16 protein-coding genes and 2 pseudogenes are annotated in these 17,798 nt (G+C 59.4%); 5 read left to right on the top strand and 13 right to left on the bottom strand.

The genetic code is table 11. The features are described 5' to 3' along the window. Window positions 1–35 precede the first annotated feature (35 nt). On the bottom strand, window positions 36–575 hold the full coding sequence (locus tag AC3RLQ_RS17510) for a lipocalin family protein (RefSeq protein ID WP_493029958.1): 540 nt from the start codon (window positions 573–575) through the stop codon (window positions 36–38). A gap of 57 nt (window positions 576–632) precedes the next feature. Here AC3RLQ_RS17510 and AC3RLQ_RS17515 point away from each other — a divergent pair, with 57 nt between their 5' ends. Then, window positions 633–1,370, top strand: coding sequence for a YqjF family protein (locus AC3RLQ_RS17515; RefSeq protein ID WP_493029959.1), 738 nt, complete (start codon window positions 633–635; stop codon window positions 1,368–1,370). Here the strand turns inward: AC3RLQ_RS17515 and AC3RLQ_RS17520 are convergent. From AC3RLQ_RS17520 to AC3RLQ_RS17575, 12 genes are all read right to left on the bottom strand, one after another. Then, a complete protein-coding gene (locus AC3RLQ_RS17520; RefSeq protein ID WP_422322237.1) occupies window positions 1,360–1,530 on the bottom strand; it encodes a hypothetical protein in 171 nt (56 codons plus the stop codon). The two genes, AC3RLQ_RS17515 and AC3RLQ_RS17520, sit on opposite strands and share 11 nt — an antisense overlap. A gap of 17 nt (window positions 1,531–1,547) precedes the next feature. Further along, window positions 1,548–2,309 (bottom strand): glycosyltransferase family 32 protein, encoded by a 762-nt coding sequence (locus AC3RLQ_RS17525; protein WP_493029960.1) that lies wholly within the window; start codon window positions 2,307–2,309, stop codon window positions 1,548–1,550. Window positions 2,310–2,660: 351 nt separating this feature from the next. After that, window positions 2,661–3,248, bottom strand: coding sequence for a hypothetical protein (locus AC3RLQ_RS17530; RefSeq protein WP_493029961.1), 588 nt, complete (start codon window positions 3,246–3,248; stop codon window positions 2,661–2,663). A gap of 39 nt (window positions 3,249–3,287) precedes the next feature. Then, on the bottom strand, window positions 3,288–4,052 hold the full coding sequence (locus AC3RLQ_RS17535; protein ID WP_493029962.1) for a glycosyltransferase family 32 protein: 765 nt from the start codon (window positions 4,050–4,052) through the stop codon (window positions 3,288–3,290). Between the two features lie 6 nt (window positions 4,053–4,058). Further along, a complete protein-coding gene (locus AC3RLQ_RS17540) occupies window positions 4,059–5,339 on the bottom strand; it encodes a glycosyltransferase (protein ID WP_493029963.1) in 1,281 nt (426 codons plus the stop codon). Continuing rightward, window positions 5,336–6,583, bottom strand: a complete 1,248-nt coding sequence (locus tag AC3RLQ_RS17545; protein WP_493029964.1) for a glycosyltransferase — start codon at window positions 6,581–6,583, stop codon at window positions 5,336–5,338. Before AC3RLQ_RS17545 ends, AC3RLQ_RS17540 begins: the two co-directional genes overlap by 4 nt. Beyond that, window positions 6,580–7,854: a glycosyltransferase gene (locus AC3RLQ_RS17550; RefSeq protein WP_493029965.1), complete on the bottom strand. Its 1,275-nt coding sequence runs from the start codon at window positions 7,852–7,854 to the stop codon at window positions 6,580–6,582. Before AC3RLQ_RS17550 ends, AC3RLQ_RS17545 begins: the two co-directional genes overlap by 4 nt. After that, the gene (locus tag AC3RLQ_RS17555; protein WP_493029966.1) at window positions 7,851–9,101 is read right to left on the bottom strand and encodes a glycosyltransferase; all 1,251 of its coding nucleotides are present in this window, start codon (window positions 9,099–9,101) and stop codon (window positions 7,851–7,853) included. Before AC3RLQ_RS17555 ends, AC3RLQ_RS17550 begins: the two co-directional genes overlap by 4 nt. 7 nt (window positions 9,102–9,108) lie before the next feature. Next, window positions 9,109–10,353, bottom strand: a complete 1,245-nt coding sequence (locus tag AC3RLQ_RS17560; RefSeq protein ID WP_493029967.1) for a glycosyltransferase — start codon at window positions 10,351–10,353, stop codon at window positions 9,109–9,111. After that, window positions 10,346–11,614, bottom strand: coding sequence for an MFS transporter (locus AC3RLQ_RS17565; RefSeq protein ID WP_493029968.1), 1,269 nt, complete (start codon window positions 11,612–11,614; stop codon window positions 10,346–10,348). Before AC3RLQ_RS17565 ends, AC3RLQ_RS17560 begins: the two co-directional genes overlap by 8 nt. Further along, window positions 11,611–12,279 carry a hypothetical protein gene (locus AC3RLQ_RS17570; protein WP_493029969.1) on the bottom strand — a complete coding sequence of 223 codons (669 nt, stop codon included), beginning with the start codon at window positions 12,277–12,279 and terminating at the stop codon, window positions 11,611–11,613. Before AC3RLQ_RS17570 ends, AC3RLQ_RS17565 begins: the two co-directional genes overlap by 4 nt. Window positions 12,280–12,368: 89 nt before the next feature. After that, window positions 12,369–13,544 (bottom strand): outer membrane protein assembly factor BamB family protein, encoded by a 1,176-nt coding sequence (locus AC3RLQ_RS17575; RefSeq protein WP_493029970.1) that lies wholly within the window; start codon window positions 13,542–13,544, stop codon window positions 12,369–12,371. A 131-nt stretch (window positions 13,545–13,675) separates the two neighbouring features. Between AC3RLQ_RS17575 and AC3RLQ_RS17580 the strand changes: the two are divergent. The 4 genes and pseudogenes from AC3RLQ_RS17580 to AC3RLQ_RS17595 all read left to right on the top strand — a co-directional run. Continuing rightward, window positions 13,676–14,509: pseudogene (locus AC3RLQ_RS17580) on the top strand (sulfurtransferase); the annotation flags it as partial. Window positions 14,510–14,641: 132 nt separating this feature from the next. Beyond that, window positions 14,642–15,469, top strand: a pseudogene (locus AC3RLQ_RS17585) (RluA family pseudouridine synthase); the annotation flags it as partial. After that, window positions 15,466–16,686 (top strand): AGE family epimerase/isomerase, encoded by a 1,221-nt coding sequence (locus tag AC3RLQ_RS17590; RefSeq protein ID WP_493029971.1) that lies wholly within the window; start codon window positions 15,466–15,468, stop codon window positions 16,684–16,686. The pseudogene AC3RLQ_RS17585 and the gene AC3RLQ_RS17590, both read left to right, overlap by 4 nt. Before the next feature lie 58 nt (window positions 16,687–16,744). Further along, complete coding sequence (locus tag AC3RLQ_RS17595) at window positions 16,745–17,797, top strand: type IV pilus twitching motility protein PilT (RefSeq protein ID WP_493029972.1); 1,053 nt, start codon at window positions 16,745–16,747, stop codon at window positions 17,795–17,797. The last annotated feature ends 1 nt before the right edge of the window (window position 17,798 follow it).

A 17,798-nucleotide genomic window follows, 5' to 3' on the forward strand; every position in this document is an offset into this window, starting at 1 on the left:
AAAGACGCAGGGCGAAAGTCCTGCCTCTTTTTTGTTTACTCTGACTTCTGCGGCACCTTGGCCAGCAAGCGTGTGTTGTAGACCTGCTTCGCCATGCGCTCCAGAATACCGCGATAAGTGGCTTCATCGAGCACCGGCTTCCGGCTGAGCACCCAGGCCAGTTTGCGGTTGGGATAGCCGATCACGCTCCACTGGTAGTCTGGGTCGAGGTCGATGATGAGATAAGGCACCCGCAGCGGCCAGATGAACTGCACGCGCCACTCGGCGTTCGTGGTCTTGTTGTGAACCCAGGCCACTCCCTTCCACTGCTCCAGCGGCGCATCGAGGCTGCCGCAGCGGAACAGGAAGATGTTGTCCATTTTGCCATCGGGACGCAGCGCGTAGCGATCCAGCGTGCCCACCTTGCCCTTTTCCAAGGAGTACGGGATGTTCGCAAAAACGTACCAGTCACCCACATAGCGTTTGAGATCGACGTGGGGAACTGTTTGCAGAGGAGCGGGTTTCATGGAGGAGCAGGAGATGAGGCCGAGCAGCGAAAGCAGCAGGAAGCCGAGGGTCGATGAACAATAGCGCATGCATGATGAACGAATCCGAGCGGCGCCTGGGTGCGAATTCAAGCGTATCATCCCGGCATGCCAGCCACACCCACGCTCGAATCCCGTCTCGCCCTCCGTGATCGCCCGACACGCGCGCATGTGATGCATCAGCGCTGGGAGAGCCTGCTTTTCCTACACTGGCGCTGGGATGCCGCGGAGATTCAGCGCACTCTGCCGCCCGGTTTGTACGTGGACACGTTTCAAGGCGATACATGGCTCGCCATTGTGCCGTTTTACATGCGGGGCATACGTCCGCGCTTCTGCCCGCCGGTGCCCGGCATCAGCGATTTCCTCGAACTCAACGTGCGCACCTACGTGCACGATGAGGAGGGCCGGCCCGGAGTGTGGTTTTACTCGCTGGATTGCAACCAGCGGCTCGCAGTCTGGACGGCGGGCACCTTCTTTCATCTGCCCTATCAAAACGCCCGCATGAGTGCGCAGTTGAGCGATGGCTGCATCGACTACCACTGTCAGCGAAGTGGTGCGCTGGCCGAGTCACATTTTCGCTATCGAATCGCAGCAGAATCGCAGTTCGCAGAACCCAGCTCACTCGCCTTTTTCCTCGCCGAACGCTACCTGCTGTTTTCCCAAACACCACGTGGTATCCGCTGTGGGCAGGTGCATCACACGCCTTACCCGCTTGCAGCAGCAAGTCTGGAAGCATGGGATGTGAATCCGTTTATGCAGGCAGGATTCACTGACCCACAACGCCCGCCGGATCACATCATTGGCTCATCGGGCGTCGATGTCACAGTTTATCCGCTCACCGCATGAACACCGAGATGCCTTCGTCAACGAGAGGCTTGGCGGCGCGCAGTTTCTTGTCGGCGGAGGAGAGCTGCTTGTCGCCGCTGAGATACTCCGGAATGTTTTCCGTGGTGGGGCTGAAGCGAATGCTCACCTTCCCCTCCAGTTTGCCGCCTTTCGACAACATGGTCTCAAATCAAGCCGTTATTTGATTGTCATGGGAGGGCCGCCAAGCGCACGGCGTGGTTCCCAGCTCTGATGCAGACGAATCACTGCATAGATCAGCTTGGCCCATGGAGAAATCCAGGAGGCATCGTAATGATGAATGGCGTAGGAGCCGAGTTCAGCAGCCAGCCTGCGACGGTTCTCAATGAGACGCTCCGTCGGCGCGGCCGGAAAAAACAGCTCGTGCGAATGAATGGTGATGTCCCCACCGCTCATTTGCAGGGCCACGAGGGCTTGATCACACAGCGCCATGCCATTTTTGATCACATAAGCGGAATAGTCTTCAGCCCACCGCCTGGGGCGAAATTCAGAGGCCATCAGCCGCATGATCTGCAACCAAACCGGGTGTCCGGCGGGCGAGGCCAGCAAAGCGCTGCAAATAAAATCCACTCCACGCATCCGCTGGCCGATGCCGTTGATTTCCCTTCCGGCCATGATGGATGATCCTTGCAGCAGCGGATCAAGCGGGCGCAGCACCTCAAAGTCCATGTCCGCATAAATGCCGCCCTGGTTGTGCATGTAAACCACGCGGATGAAGTCCATCTTGAGCGGCGCGGGCAGACGTTCGTAGAATTCAGCAAATTCGGGATACTGTTCACGAACCAGCCGGTGATTGTCTTCATGTGTCCACAACTGGTATTGCCAGCCAGGGTGATGCGTGCGCCATGAGTGCTGAAAATCGAGCAGGTGGAGCGGTATCTCCGGTGTGTTCCAAGTTTGGTGAATGATGCGCGGGATCATTAGGATCTACTATATTGCTGATGCGGCGTGAGATTGCGGGTTTTTGCATTTTTGTGCCAGCCAGATCTCGAGTTTTCCTGTATTAGAAAGCTGGCGCGTTTGCTCAGCGGACGCTGCCGCATCCCAGCATCGTTTTAACAACGGCAGGCCCTGCTTGAGACTGAACGAGTCACATTTAAGTCATCGAATCTCCGCAGAATCCCAGCTCGAAGAGCCCGGTTCGCTCGCATTCTTTCCCGCCGAACGTTGCTTGCTTTTCACCCAAGAACCACGCGGAATTTATTGCGGTCAAGGGCATCACACGCCCTACTCACTTGCTGAAGCCAGGCTGGAGGCATGAGATATGCACGCTCACCGCATGAACACCGAGATGCCTTCGTCAACGAGAGGCTTGGCGGCGCGGAGCTTTTTGTCGGCGGAGGAGAGCTGCTTGTCGCCGCTGAGATACTCCGGAATGTTTTCTGTGGTGGGGCTGAAGCGAATGCTCACCTTCCCCTCCAGCTTGCCGCCTTCAAAGTTGGCGTAACCACCGTAGTCCCATTCAAACCCGGCGATCTTGAAAGGCTTGCCGTTGATCTTTTCAACCTCTTCCACGGTCATTCCCGACTTGAGACCGTTTTCAAATTTCCAGGCCTTGCCCATGACGCGGATGTCGAACACGACCTTCTTCTTCTCGTTGTCGGGATCCCAGACGATCTCCAACTCGCGATCCGTGTCCGCAAACAACTTCGCGCCATCGATTTCCTCACCCTCTGCACCGGGTATCTTCTGCAGCTTGAGGTTGTCCTTCCCATAGGCACGCTCGATGTCGGTAGCGGACATGCCGGGCTTGATCAAGCCCACGCGCTTACCGAGGACAATCGTGTTGTCCTTAGGATCAAACTCATCGGCATGAAGGAAGGCGGTGAACAGCAGCAGGCAGGCGAGGATTCGGCTCATGCTGGGAATACGTCGACAACTGGGTCTCAAATCAAGCCGTTATTTGATCGTTGTTGGATCACGTCCAAGCGCGCGGCGAGATTCCCAATGCTGACGCAGACGGATCACCGCATAGATCAGCCTGGCCCAGGGAGAAATCCAGCTGCCCTCGTAATGATGGATGGCATAGGAACCCAGCTTCGCAGCCTGCCTGCGGCGGTTCTCCACAAGACGCTCTGTCGGCGGGGCCGGAAAAAACAACTCGTGAGAATGAATGGTGACGTCCCCGACGGACTGGCTGCGTTCCTCCAGTTTTTCACTGAGCACCCTCATTGCCATTTCGATCACATAGTCAGAATAAGGCTCCAGTCTTCTCTTAAAGCGGTAGCGGGATGCCATCAGATGCATGATTTCCAGCCAAACCGGATGACCTGCGGGCGAGGCGATCAGCGCATTGCAGATAAAGTCGCTGCCACGCATCCGCTGGCCAATGCCGTTAAACTCCCGACCAGACAGGATGTTTGAGCCTTCCAACAGCGGGTCAAAAGGCTTGAGCACCTCAACATCCAGGTCTGAATAGATGCCGCCGTGGTGGTGCATGTAAGCCAGCCGGATAAAGTCCACTTTCAGGATGTTTGGGGTCAGCGTGGTAAAGTACTCGATGAACTCCGGGTAGTGCTGCTGGATCAGGCCAAGGTTGTCAGCATCACTCCACAGCCGGTATTCCCAGCCGGGATGATGCGCACGCCATGAGTGCTGAAATTCGCGTAGGTCGCGTGGCATCTCCAGCTTGCCCCAGGTTTGGTGAATGATGCGTGGAATCATCTGAATTTAACCTCTTGTGAAAGTGCTTTGAGTCTGTGTGCGTTCGCATTTTTGCGCCAGCCAGCGCTCGAGCTTTTCCGTATCAGGACGCTGGCGCATGCGCTCAGCACAGGCTGCGGCACGCTGACGTATTCCGGAGTCCTCCAGGCATCTCCTTAACAGCGGCAGGGCGCGCTTAAGTTTGAATCCGCGTGTGCCAAGGGCCAGCCCGACCCCAAGGCGGTTCACACGGTCAGCATTGTCGAACTGATCATGCGCCATGGGCATGATGAGCTGTGGCACGCCTGCAGCGAGGCACTGCGCGACGGTTCCCATACCGCCATGATGCACAAACGCAGCCACGTGAGGCAGCAGCAGACTGAAAGGAGCGTACGTCACGGCGTGGACCGATGCTGGCAGCGAGGCCGGAAGCTGATTGAGATCGTGCGTCACAAAAACGGCGCGGCATTGAATCTGCGTGACGAGTTGCAGTGCTGTTTCGAAGAAGTCTCGCGCATGTCTGTGCCCGGTGCCTGCGGTGAAGAGCACGGGCTTGCCACCGGCCTCCATGAAGGTTTTCAATACTGGAGACAGCTTCTCTTCCTGAGATAAATCTTCGAGGGGGAAATCCCATTGCAGCAGGTTGCGCGGCCAGTCCGGTTGCGGCGGACCATACCAGTCGGGGAAAAGCGCCAGCACGCCATCCGGGGAGTCCCACCACTCCCAGCGCAAACTTTGGGGGGCAGGAACACCGTGATCATCGCAGGCTTTCCGGACGTGCTGATGCGCATAGTGGTCGAACGGATTGGGTCCTGAAAGCACCAGCCTGCGCAGGGCCAGAGGCAGCCAGCGCAGCCAGCGAAACGCGGGGATGAACAGCGGCGGTGCGTGCGCGCTGTTCACCAGGAGAGGGTAAGCGTGTACGGTCACCAGTGGAATGCCGTGTTTTTCGCGGATCAAGCGAGCTCCAAAGCAAGTCATGGGCGCGAGCATGAGGTCGGGCTTACCATTGCGGGCCATCCAAGCCTCGATCGCTGCGGCGTAGTCACCCGTGGCGCGTCCTGCATAACCGTGTGCTACTTGGGTGCCTTCGATGATTTTGAACAGGCCTGGATGAGCGAGCATTTCATCAAAGTCATCCCGGGCCAGCGGCATGAAATCGACCCCAGCCCGCAAGCTGGCGCGCTCAAAGGCACGCGCTGCGATGAGCGTCACTCTGTGGTTGTGCTGCTTGAGGAGCCTGCCCAGCCAGATGAAGGGGAAGACATCTCCCGAGGTGCCGTGGGGCAGCAGGAGAATCTTCTTCATGAGCTCATTCGCGCCTCCAGCCATGCGATGAGTTGGTCGGCAGGCGGCTGCTGGCGCATGCGTTCAGCGCAGAGGGCGGCACGGCGGCGGATGGTCTCATCGGTGAGACAGCGCTTCAGCAGGGGCATGGCGTGGGGCACATCAAAACGGTCCACACTGATGGTCAGCCCCGCGCCCAGACGCTCCACCCGGTCAGCATTGTCGAACTGATCATGGGCCATCGGCATGATGAGCTGGGGAATGGCTGCGGCGAAGCACTGGGCCACCGTGCCCTGGCCGCCGTGATGCACAAAGGCCTTGGCATGAGGCAGCAGCGTGCTGAAAGGCGCGTATTCGACGGCGTGAATGGAGGGAGGCAGTACCGAAGGCAGCTGCTGAAGATGACGGGTGACGAAGACCGCGCGGCACTGCAGCTTCTCAACCAGCTTGACCGCGACCTCGAAAAAGCGATGGGCATGCATCGGCCCGCTCCCGGGAGTGAACAGCACCGGCTTTTCGCCCGACTTCAAAAACGAGACGAGATCCGGCGCCAGAGGCACATCGCCCAAGTCTTCCAAGGAAAAGTGCCATTGCAGCAGGTTCTGCGGCCAGTCGGGCTGGCGTTTGGCAAACCAGTCCGGGAACAGGGCCAGCACGCCATCCTGAGAGTGCCCCCACTCGCGCTCCAAGTCACGCGGCACTGCAACACCGTGCGTGGCGCACAGGGGTCTCAAAGCGGCCAGCGCGTGGCGATCAAAAGGGTTGGGCGCGGCAAAAATCAACTTCCTCATCCACAAAGGAAGCATGCGCAGCCAGCGAAATGCAGGCGTGAGCAAGGAGGGCTCATAGGCGCTTTGCATCATCAGAGGATAATGATGCACCGTCACCAAGGGCAAACCGAGTTTTTCACGCAGCAATCGTGCGCCATAGCAGGACTTTAGGCCGAGCATGAGATCGGGCCTGCCATGCGTGGACATCCAGGTCTCGACGGCTTCGACAAACTCACCAGCGGCCAGTCCGGAGTAGTGGTAAGCCAGCCGTGTGCCTTCGAGCTTTTTGGACATGTCCGGGTTTTCGACCATCTCCCTTCCCAAAAGATTTTTCGTCGCCACGAACTTCAGTCCGCTTTGTGCGGCATAGGAGGCGTAGTCTGGCGTGGTGATCAACGTCACATCGTGGCCGCGTGCGCGGAGCAGCTTGCCCAGCCAGTTTAGAGGCAGGATGTCGCCACAACTGCCGTAAGTCATGATTAGAATTTTTTTCATGGCGGGGATGGAGAATGAAGACAGCCTTCAGCGCATCGGGCCTCCAGCCAGGAAGTGAGCGTGGTGGCAGGCGGCCCTTGACGCATCCGGCGGGCACATTCTCCGGCTTGATGGCGCAGGGAGTCTTGTTCCAGGCAGCGCCGCAGCAAAGGCAGCGCACGTTCGACGGTGAACTGATCAAGATTCAGCGCCAGCCCGGCGCCGAGCCGCTGCACGATAGCGGCGTTGTCTGGCTGATCATACGCCATCGGCGTGACGAGTTGTGGGATTCCCGCCTTGAAGCACTGCGAGAGCGTTCCCATCCCGCCGTGATGCACGAACGCTGCAGCGTGGGGCAGCAGGGCGCTGAATGGCGCGTAGCTTGTCACGAAGACAGACTGGGGCAGGCCGGTGGGGGCCTGATGGACATCCCGCGTGGCAAACACCGCCCGGCAGCCGAGACGGGCCGTGATTTCAGCCGCCATTTCAAAATAGCGGCGGGAATGCAGATGATGGCTGCCCAGCGTGAAGACGACGGGTTTGGCACCCGCAGCAAGAAACGTGGACAGATCCGGCTCCAGCGGCCTGGCATCAGCCAGATCTTCCAGTGGGAAGTCCCATTGAAAGGTGTTCGGCGGCCAGTCTGGCTGGGGCGGGGCAAACCATTCGGGAAACAAGGCCAGGGAACCATCCGGCGAGTGCCACCAGTCGCGCAATCGTCGTGGCGGTTTGACGCCTTGATCAGCGCAGCACTGACGCACGTGAGGAAAGGCGTGATGATCGTAAGGCGCGACATTCGTGAGGAAGAATCGACGCAGTGGCACTGGCAGCAGCCGCAGCAGTCGCGCGAACGGCACGCTCAGCGGCACGGCATGCGCGCTGACAAACTGCAGCGTGCTCAGATGCGTGGATATCAGCGGCGTGCCCAGTTTGGCCCGCAGCAGTGGCGCGGCGAAGTTCATGATCGGCGCCAGCATCAGATCCGGCCTGCCGTTGCGGCTGATGTCCTCCATGACGGCCTCCACATATTTGGGAACACAGCGCCCGGCATAGGCATAAGTCAGCTTCAGGCTCTGATGCGGCCGCCAGAAGGCAGGATTGCGCACCAGCTCCTCGTAGCCGTCATTCTTCAGCGCCACGAACTCCAATCCCGCCTGCAACGCAGCTTCGCGATACGTTTCCAGCCAGACCAGGAGCACGCTATGCCCCCGCGCCCGCATTTGCCGCCCGATCCGTATCAGAGGCAGCACATCACCGGTCGTGCCGTGCGGCATAAGAACGATGCGGCTCATAGGGCTTGCATGCGTTTTTCCAGCCACTCCATGAGCACATCCGGGGCACGCCGCTCGCGCATTCGCATGGCATAGGCAGAGGCTTTTTCACGCAGGGTTTCATCCTCCAGGCAGCGCCGCAGCAGCGGCAGTGCACGTTCGACGGTGAAACGGCCCTGGCTGATGCTCAAACCCACGCCGAAACGCTTCACGCGATCTGCGTTGTCCGGCTGGTCCAGCGACATGGGCACCACGAGCTGCGGCAGTCCGGCCGCGAGGCACTGCGAAGTCGTGCCGATGCCTCCGTGATGAACAAACGCACGTGCTCGTGGCAGGAGCTGGCTGAAGGGCGCATAAGCTGAGACGAACACTCCTGCGGGCAGATCTCCGGGCACTTGGTCTGTCTTCGGCGTGAGGAAAACGGCGCGACATCTCAGCTCACGAACGAGCTTTGCTGCGGTCGCGAAAAAGGCCTTGGCATGAAAGTGCCCCGTCCCTGCGGTGAAGAGCACCGGCTTCTCACCTTCGGCCAGAAACTTGGCCAGCGCATCGTCCAGAGGGCGTTCGGCCGCCATGTCCTCCAGTGGGAAATCCCACTGCAGCAAATTCTTCGGCCAGTCTGGTTGCGGCGGCGCGAACCAGTCAGGAAACAAGGTCAGCACGCCATCGGGCGAGTCCCACCACTCCTTCCACAAGCTGCGTGGCCTGACGCCATTCTCAGCGCAGCAGCGTCTCACCGCCGGATAGGCAAAAAGGTCCAGCGGATTGGGAAACCACAGAATGAACCGGCGCAAGAAAAGAGGAAGCCGGCGCAGCCAAAGGAACGGCGGAATGACGATGGGAGGCAGATGCGCCTTGATGATCATCATTGGGTAGAGGTGCACCGTCACCAGAGGGATCCTCAGCTTCTCACGCAGCACTCTTGCTCCAAAGCAGATCATTGGCGCCATCAACAGATCGGCGGGACCGTGTTGCGCGATGGCCGCCTCCGCAGCGGCCACGTAATCCCTGGCTGCACGACCACCATGCAAGTAGGCGGTGGCCAGTCCGATTCCCAGCTTCCAGAGACTGGGGGCTTTGAGCATTTGCTCCAGTTCATCGCCGCCTGTGGCCACAAAGTTCAATCCTGCCTGTCTGGCAATTGATTCATACCTCGGCGCGGTGACCAGCGTCACGCGATGTCCCCTCGCCATCAACTGGCGGCCCAGCCAGATGAAAGGATAGGTACTGCCCGAGGTGCCATAGGGTAGCAGCAGGACGTGGCTCATGCAGGAATCAGAGGGGGGCAATTCGGGTTTCAATCCAGGACAGCAGTGCTGCCGAATCATTGTCCTGCCGCAGCTTTGTCGCACACGCCAGCGAAGTCTGTCGAAACGCCACATCCTCACGCAACCGTTTCAAACAGCCGACCACGCGCTCCACTGCGAACTGACGTACGCTGAGACCGATGCCGGCACCGAGGCGCTCCAGGCGGTCGGCGTTGTCGGGCTGATCATGGGCCATCGCCATGATGAGCTGTGGCACACCGGCGGCGAAGCCCTGTGACATGGTGCCGATGCCGCCGTGATGCACAAACACTTCTGCATGCTTCAGCAGCGTACTGAAAGGGGCGTATTCGACCGTGAGAATGCTCGCAGGCAAGTTCGGCGGCACCTGCTTAGGCTCACGTGTGACAAAGACTGCACGGCAGCCGAGGCGCTTCACGGCTTCCACAGCGACCGCAAAAAAGCGTGATGCCTGCACATTCGCACTGCCAGGGGTGAAGATGACTGGTTGCTCGCCATTCGCCAGAAACGCCTGCAACTCCGGTTGCAGCGTCTGCTCAGTCGCCAGATCTTCGAGTGGAAAGGTCCACTGCAGCAGATTGGCGGGCCAGTCCGGCTGTGGCGGTGCAAACCATGCGGGAAACAAGGCGAGCACGCCATCCGGTGAGTCCCACCACTCACGCCACAGACTGCGCGGTGGTTTGACGCCATTCGCTTCACAAATGCGGCGCACCTTGGGCAGCGCGAAGAGATCGACAGGATTCGGCAGTGAAAAAATCACCTTTTTGCACCACACCGGCAGCTTGTTGAAGAGGCGCATCATGGGATGCAGCAGAGGTGTCTCATGCACGCTCAAAAACACAGCGGGCTGCAGATGCACGGTGATCAGCGGGATGCCATGCTTTTCACGAGCCAGACGCCCGGCGAATGCGGTGACGGGAGCCAGCATCAGATCGACCTTCCCACAGCTTTCGATGGCGGCGAGATAGGGCTCGACGGATTTGGCGGCAAACTCAAACACCACCTTCGTGCCGATGCCGGACTTCCAGATGCGGGGATCACGGATCATGGCCTCGAACTCGTCCCTTTCCCCCAGCGAAATGAATTCAATACCTGCTTTGCGCGCCTGCTCTTCAAACAGGCATGCCGTGATCATTCTCACGCGATGCCCGCGCGCCATGAGCTGCCGCCCCAGCCAGATGAAGGGGAACACATCGCCGGCACTACCGAATGGAAGCAGAAGGATTTCAGCCATGCGTCCAGCGTTTGAGCAATGCAGGCAGGGCCTGCGGGCGTGACATCGTCACATAAATGCCGCCGACCACCGCACTGGCTCCGCAGAACCAGAAGATGTCTCCCGGAGTCCAGCCCAGACGGGTGTTCAGCTCCTTTTGCAGCAAAGCGGCGGCACTGATGCCCACCCACGACAGCCACGAGGCCGCGCCCTGCACCGAGCCCTTGCGATCTGCTGGCGGCCGATGCTGCAGCACTGCGGCCAGCGGCACGATGAACATGCCGCCGCCGATGCCCAGCAGGGTGAGGCAGACCGTGAATGCCGATCTGGAGATGTCCGCCAGCCCGAGCGCGAAACCCATGGTGGCCATGAGGAAGGCCCCAAGCGGAATGAGGCCATACTCCACATGATCCCCGCTCAATTTTCCGGCGAGCAAACTGCCCGCCGCCATGCCGACGGCGAGGGCAACCTGCAAGGCGCTGTTTTCCATCGGTTTGATGTGCAGTACCTGTTCCGCATAGAGCACCAGATTCATCTGGATGAGCACGGCGATGAAAAAGAAGCCTGTGTTGCCGAGATTCGCCCGCCACAGGTCACGGTCCGTGCGCATCCATTTAAATTCGCGCCAGAGGTCGCCGAGGAAGTTGAGGCGCAGCGGTTTGTCAGGGCTCGCGGCAGGCACGCGCGTGATGCCCAGGCTCATGAACCAGCCAATCATGGCCAGCGCCAGCAGGATGCCGCCCGACCACGCCGGTTTGCCCGCAAAGCTCTCCGCCAGCCATGCGGCGGCCAACGTGCCGAAGATCGCAGCCAGGAAGGTGAGCATCTCGATCACGCCATTGGCCCATGAGAGCTTGGCAGGAGGCACCACTTCCGGCAGCGAGCCATACTTGGATGCCGCAAAGAACGCGCTGTGCACCCCCATGAGACAGATGCTCATGAGCTGCAGTCCCATCCTGCCGGAGGCCAGCGCATAGGTGGCGAAGATCATGATGCCGATCTCCATCGTCTTCACGCCGATCATCACATGCCGTTTGCTGAAGCGGTCGGCCATCCAGCCGCCAAACATGGAGAGCAGCAGAAACGGAATGGCGAAATACATTCCCGAATCCGACACCAGCGCGTCGAGCTGCTCCTTGGGCAGCTTCTGCGCGATCACCAGATAGATGACCAGCCACTTGAGCACGTTGTCAGAAAACGCTCCCTGAAACTGCGTGCCCATCAGGCTCCAAAAGCCACGCTGCCAGTTGGATTCAGAAGTTGGAGGGGAAGAAACGTTCATGCGCGTTGGGCGGCGGCTTGTTCGGGCGTGGGGCAGATTTTCTTCAGCACAAAATGCGTCGGCACAAAGACCACGAAGATGAGCAGCGCAAGCCATGTGACGAGATAAAGTTCGGGGCTCATCCAAGTCTGAGGGTGCGCGTCGTCCATGCCGAAAACGTAGTTCACATTGCGCGGCAGATTGGGATCCGAAAGCATGGCGCCGGCCTTCGGCAGCCAAAAATAGGCCACGAGGCAGGAGACCGAGGCCAATACCGTCCAGCCTTTGAGCGCACGCCTGTCATAGCCCAGCCTGAACACGAGAAAGGCCAGCAGGAAGGGCAGCCAGCCATGGAACAACGACAAACCGCGCAGAAACAGCGGCTTGGTGCCATCAAACATGTAGGCCGTCATGCCTGTCATCTTGAAGCCGCAGAGCTGCACGGCAAAATCCACGCACCACAATGCCTGTGGCATCAGGATTCCCACCGCTGGCAGTGACAGGAGCAGCGGACTTTCCCGCCATATCCCGACCAGCGCGAACAGAAGGGCGATGTCGCAGAAATAGAGAAAGTTCGTCGGGCCGTAGTGGTACCAGTAAACGGGAATCAAAACCACCATGAAGGCGGTGTAGGCGAGCTTGAGCCAGAGCGGGATGGCCTGGGTGGGGTGAGAGCTGATGTTCATGCAAGGGGAGCATCCAACCATCGGCTCAGTCTGACCAATCGACCGTCTGTGAGCTTGTATTGAGAAAATGCATGCCCCTGGCACCCGGCCTACTGGACGCTCAGGCAGACCATGTCACCGGCGGCGTTGCGCACGTAGACATGTCCATTGGCAAGCACTGGCGCGCTCCAGCAGCGGCCGGTGAGCACCGGGGTGCGGGAGATGGGCTCAAATTTGGCGGCGCTGGCATTGGCGATGATCAGCTCGCCCTTGGCCGTCAGGACGATGAGCTTGCCATCGGCAGCCACGAGAGAGCAGAAACCGACATCTGCCGCACTCCATTTCTCCGTGCCGGTGGCGAAGTCGATGCACTTCAGGCTGGCGGATTTGTCTGCATCGCCATCGCTGCCATACAGATGGCCGTCGATCAGCACGCTGGAGTTGAATTGGTTTTTCATCACCCGGCTGCGCCAGATCTCCTTGGGTTCGGCGGAGCTGAGATTAAGCAAGGCGCAGCCTTTGTTGTAGCCGGTGGATATGAAGAGCTGCGTGCCGCTGAGAATCGGATCCGCCGCGTTCACACCGTAGCTGGTGGACCAGGTGTGCTCCCACAACACGCTGCCGTTGCTGGGATCGACCCCTTTGTAAGCACGACCGGAACTCAGCACGACCTGCGCCTTGCCATTCACTGTGATTGGATACGGCGTGCAGTAGCCGGAGTTGGCCTTGTCACTGGTCCATACGGTTTTCCCCGTGGCTTTCTCAACCGCAGTACCGGCTTTGCCAACGTTCACAATGAGGAGCTTGCCAGCAACCAACGGCGAACCTGCGAAACCCCAGTCCGGGATGTCGGCCTCGGTTTCCTTTTGGATGTTTTTCTGCCACACGACCTTGCCCGTGGCGGACTCGAAACAAAACAGATCGCCCCAGCGGCTCAAATGGTACGCCTTGCCGTCTTCAATCGTCGGCGTGGCCGAGGTCCCCCCCTCGTAATATTTGTCGCCAAGATCAGCGGCATAGGAGTGCTTCCATACTTCCTTGCCACTCGTGGCGTCGAAGCAGAAGACCGTGTCCTTGCCGTCCGCATGCCCTGTGGTGTAAACACGACCGGCAGCCACGGTGAAAGAAGCAAAGCCGATGCCGATCTGTGCTTCCCAAGCCTTTTTGACCGCCGTGCCAGCCAGTTTTTCACTCGAAACACCGTCATGATTGGGGCCGCGCCAGATCGGCCAGTCGGCGGCTTGCAGGGTGGCGGCGGAAAGAAGGAAAAGGAGCGTGGATTTCATACCCCCGGAATGGAGCGGGAACGGCCTGAAATGGCAAGCTTGATCTCGATTGCGCACCACTGTTCCATTCCTGCGCGGCAAGTGCGGTTTGCACTCGCCGTCCGCCTGTTCTTGTGCTTTTTCAACTGCCCATGCTAGCCACCGCCACGATCACCAACATCTCCTGCTATCAATTCGCCGAACTCTCCGGATTGAAGGAGCTGCGCGCTCAGTTGCTGGAACGCTGCAAAGGCTGGGGGCTGAAGGGCACGATTTTGCTGAGCACGGAAGGCATCAACATGTTCGTGGCCGGGCTGCGGGAGAATGTGGACGCACTCGTGGATGAGCTGCGCGCCATTCCGGGGCTGGCAGGCTTGAAGCCGAAATACAGCGAGAGCGCGGGGCAGCCGTTCCGCCGCATGCTGGTGCGCATCAAGCAGGAGATCATCGCCTTCGGAGTCGAGGGCATCGAACCGGCGAAATACACATCACCACGCCTGGAGCCCAAGGTCCTGAAGCAGTGGCTGGATGAAGGCCGCCCGGTCATTCTGTATGACACACGCAACGATTACGAAGTGAAGCTTGGCACTTTCAAAGGCGCTGTCGTGGCGGGAGTCGATTCCTTCCGCGAATTCCCCGAGGCGGTGCGCCGCCTGCCGCAAGAAATGAAGAAGGCGGAGATCGTGTCTTTCTGCACCGGCGGCATCCGCTGTGAGAAAGCTGCCCCTTTCATGGAGCGCGAGGGCTTTGAGCATGTGTGGCAGCTTGAGGGCGGGATTTTGAAGTACTTCGAAGAATGCGGCAGCGCACATTACGACGGCGAGTGCTTTGTCTTCGACCAACGCGTGGGCGTCGATCCCGGCCTGCATGAGACCGCCTCCTCGCAGTGCTTCGCCTGCCAGACTCCGCTCACCGCCGAAGAGCAGGCAGATCCTCGCTATGTGGAGCATGTGTCCTGCCCGTATTGCTTCAAGACTTCCGAGGAACAGCAGCGCGAGAATCTGGCGCAGCGCCATGCGGCGATCCGCCAGGCAGTGACGCCGCTGCCGGGCAGTGTTCCCTATGACCAAACACGGCCGCTGAATGTGCCGGAGGCCTGTGATCACGCCACCATTCTGGACTGCCTCTGCCATGTGATGCCGCACATCCCGCGTGAGCAATGGCTCGCGGTCTGTGAAGAAGGACGCATCGTGACGGATGATCAGGTGATCGTGCCGGCACATCAAATCGTGCGTGCCGGAGAGCGCTACCTGCACCTGAAGCCTGCCCAGCGTGAACCGGATGTGAATGCAGACATCCGTGTGCTGTTTGAAGACGAAGCGATTATCATTCTCAATAAACCCGCGCCGCTGCCGGTGCATGTGGGCGGCAGGTTCAATCGCAACACGCTGCAGTTCATCCTCAACACTGTCTGGCATCCGTTGAAACCGCGCAGCGTCCACCGCCTTGATGCCAACACGACCGGTGTGACCGTGCTGTGCAAGACACGCCACTTCGCCAGCTTCGTACAGCCGCAGTTTGAGCGTGGAGAGGTCGAGAAGCTTTATCTCGCCCGCGTGAAAGGGCACCCGCCGCAGGATGCCTTTACCTGCGATGCGCCCATCAGTGGCGAAGCCGGCAAGCTGGGAGGACGCTCCGTCGATGCCGAAGGACAAGAGGCAAGGACAGAGTTCCGCGTGCTGCGGCGCGATGCCGATGGCACAGCACTCCTGGAGGCCCGGCCGCTCACCGGACGCACGAATCAAATCCGCATCCATCTGTGGCATCTCGGCTTCCCGATCGTAGGCGACGCCGCCTACCTGGCCGATGGCGAAGTCGGGGAGACCCAGACCCTGGCGGTGGAAGATCCCCCGCTCTGCCTGCATGCCCTGCGCATCACCTTCACGCATCCTTTGACGAAGGAACGCGTGACGTTTGAGGCAGAGCCGCCAGAGTGGGCGAAATGAACCTTACTGTTGCCGACCCTCTTTATCGCCAGAACCTGAAGGCGCTCTACCACGACACGTTGCTCAAAGACGTGATGCCCTTCTGGATGAAGCACGGCATGGACCGTGAATTTGACGGGATCATCACTTCCCTGGACCGCGATGGATCAATCTTGGACACGGACAAGAGCATCTGGTTCCAAGGGCGGGCAGCATGGATGCTCTCAACGCTTTACAATCATGTGGAGAAGCGCAGTGACTGGATCGAGGCGGCGGGATCGTGCCTGGCGTTTCTGGAGAAGCATGGCTACTCCACGGATGGAAAACTGTTCTTCACCGTCACCCGCGAGGGCAAACCGCTGCGCATGCGGCGCTATGTGTTCAGTGAAGCGTTTGCGTCCATCGCCCATGCCGCCTATGCAAAGGCCACGGGGGATGAAAGCTATGCCGAGCGCGCCAAGAGGGACTTCGCCACCTATTTGAAATTCTCCTTCGAGAAGGGGCTGATGCACCCGAAGATCGAGCCGAACACGCGGCCCATGATGAGCATCGGTGCCTTGATGATCGGCATTGCCACAGCTCAGGAACTTCGCGCCAACCTGGGTGATGTGAAAATTTCAGGACATAGCTGCTCCGAGTGGGCGGACCGCTTCATTTTGGAGATCCAGCAGTTCTTCTTCAAACCGGCCATCGGGGCATTGATGGAGATCGTTTCACCGGATGGATCGCTCATCGACCATTTCGACGGGCGCACGCTGAACCCGGGCCATGCGCTGGAGTGTGCGTGGTTCATTCTGCATGAAGGCCGTCAGCGTGGTGAGAACAGCTACATCAAGCTCGGTCTGGAGATCCTCGACTGCATGTGGCAGCGCGGCTGGGACGAGGAGCATGGCGGCATTTTCCATTTCCGTGACGTGAAAGGCAAACCGGTGCAGGAATACTGGCACGACATGAAATTCTGGTGGCCTCACAATGAAGCCATTATCGCCACGCATCTGGCCTGGCACATCACCGGGGATGCCAAATACGCACAGTGGCACCAGCAGGTGCATGACTGGAGTTTTGCTCACTTTCCCGACGCGGCCTACGGTGAGTGGTTTGGCTACCTGCACCGGGATGGCTCCCCATCCTCCCAGCTGAAGGGCAGCATGTGGAAGGGGCCGTTCCATCTGCCGCGCATGCTTTGGTACTGCGGGCAGTTGCTCGAAGAACAGGACATCCCATCAGATTCCTTGTAACAAAACCCTGAGACCGAGGTTGAGCACCTGAGCGGTGCCCGCTAGCTTGATTACAACCATGGCAATTACCATCGACGACATTCTCCAAGCCGCCGAAGAGCATCAGGCGAGCGATATTTTCCTGCAGGAAGGCGAAGTGCCGCGGATGAAGATCGCCGAACAGCTCATGATTTTTGGCGATGACCCGCTGCTGCTGCCGCAGATGGCCGGGCTCTGGCAGGCCTGTGGCGGTGACACGCTGAATGACACAGACCGTGACTCTGGACTGCTCTCCCGCACGCACACACGCTTCCGTGTCAACCTGCACAAGGTGCTGGGCCGCATGGCTGCCGTACTGCGCCGCATCCGCACAGATATTCCTGCCATGCAAACCCTGGGCGCGCCGGAATGGCTGTTGCAGCGCTGGGCGCAGAAAAAAAACGGCATGATTCTCGTTACCGGAGCCACGGGTCAGGGCAAATCAACCACACTGGCGGCGCTGCTGCAGTGGATGAATGAAAACATCGCCCGTCACGTGGTGACGATCGAGGATCCGGTGGAGTACATCTTTGCCAATAACCGCTGCCTGTTCACCCAGCGTGAGGTGGGCCGCGACACCCCCTCCTTTGCCCGTGGCCTGCGCAGCGCCATGCGTCAGGCGCCGGATGTGATTTTTGTGGGAGAAATTCGCGACCACGAAACAGCTTTCACCGCGCTCCAAGCCTGTGAAACCGGTCATCTCGTACTCGCGTCTATGCATTCCGCCACCGTCTCTGACACGATGGAGCGTTTTGTAAACATGTTCCCACCGGATCAAGTCGGCATCGGTTTGCACCTGCTTTCACATCAGCTGATCGGAGTCTTGTGCCAGAAACTCGTCCCGAACGTCCAAGGCAAGCTCTCCATGCTGTCAGAACACCTGGAAAACGGTGGAGCCGTTCGTGACTGGATCGCGAAACGAAGCGTCGCGGACATCACAGACTACATGAGCCGCGGCACCGATCCCAATACGCGTACCTTCCTCCAGTCCATCATTGCAGCCTACCAAGGGGGCATCATCTCAGAATCTGAAGCCATCGCCTCCATAGGCAACGAGGCTGAATTCCGCCGCGCCGCGCGCGGCATCTCCTGAG

Source organism: Prosthecobacter sp. GW821-HT29F12 (assembly GCF_058803405.1).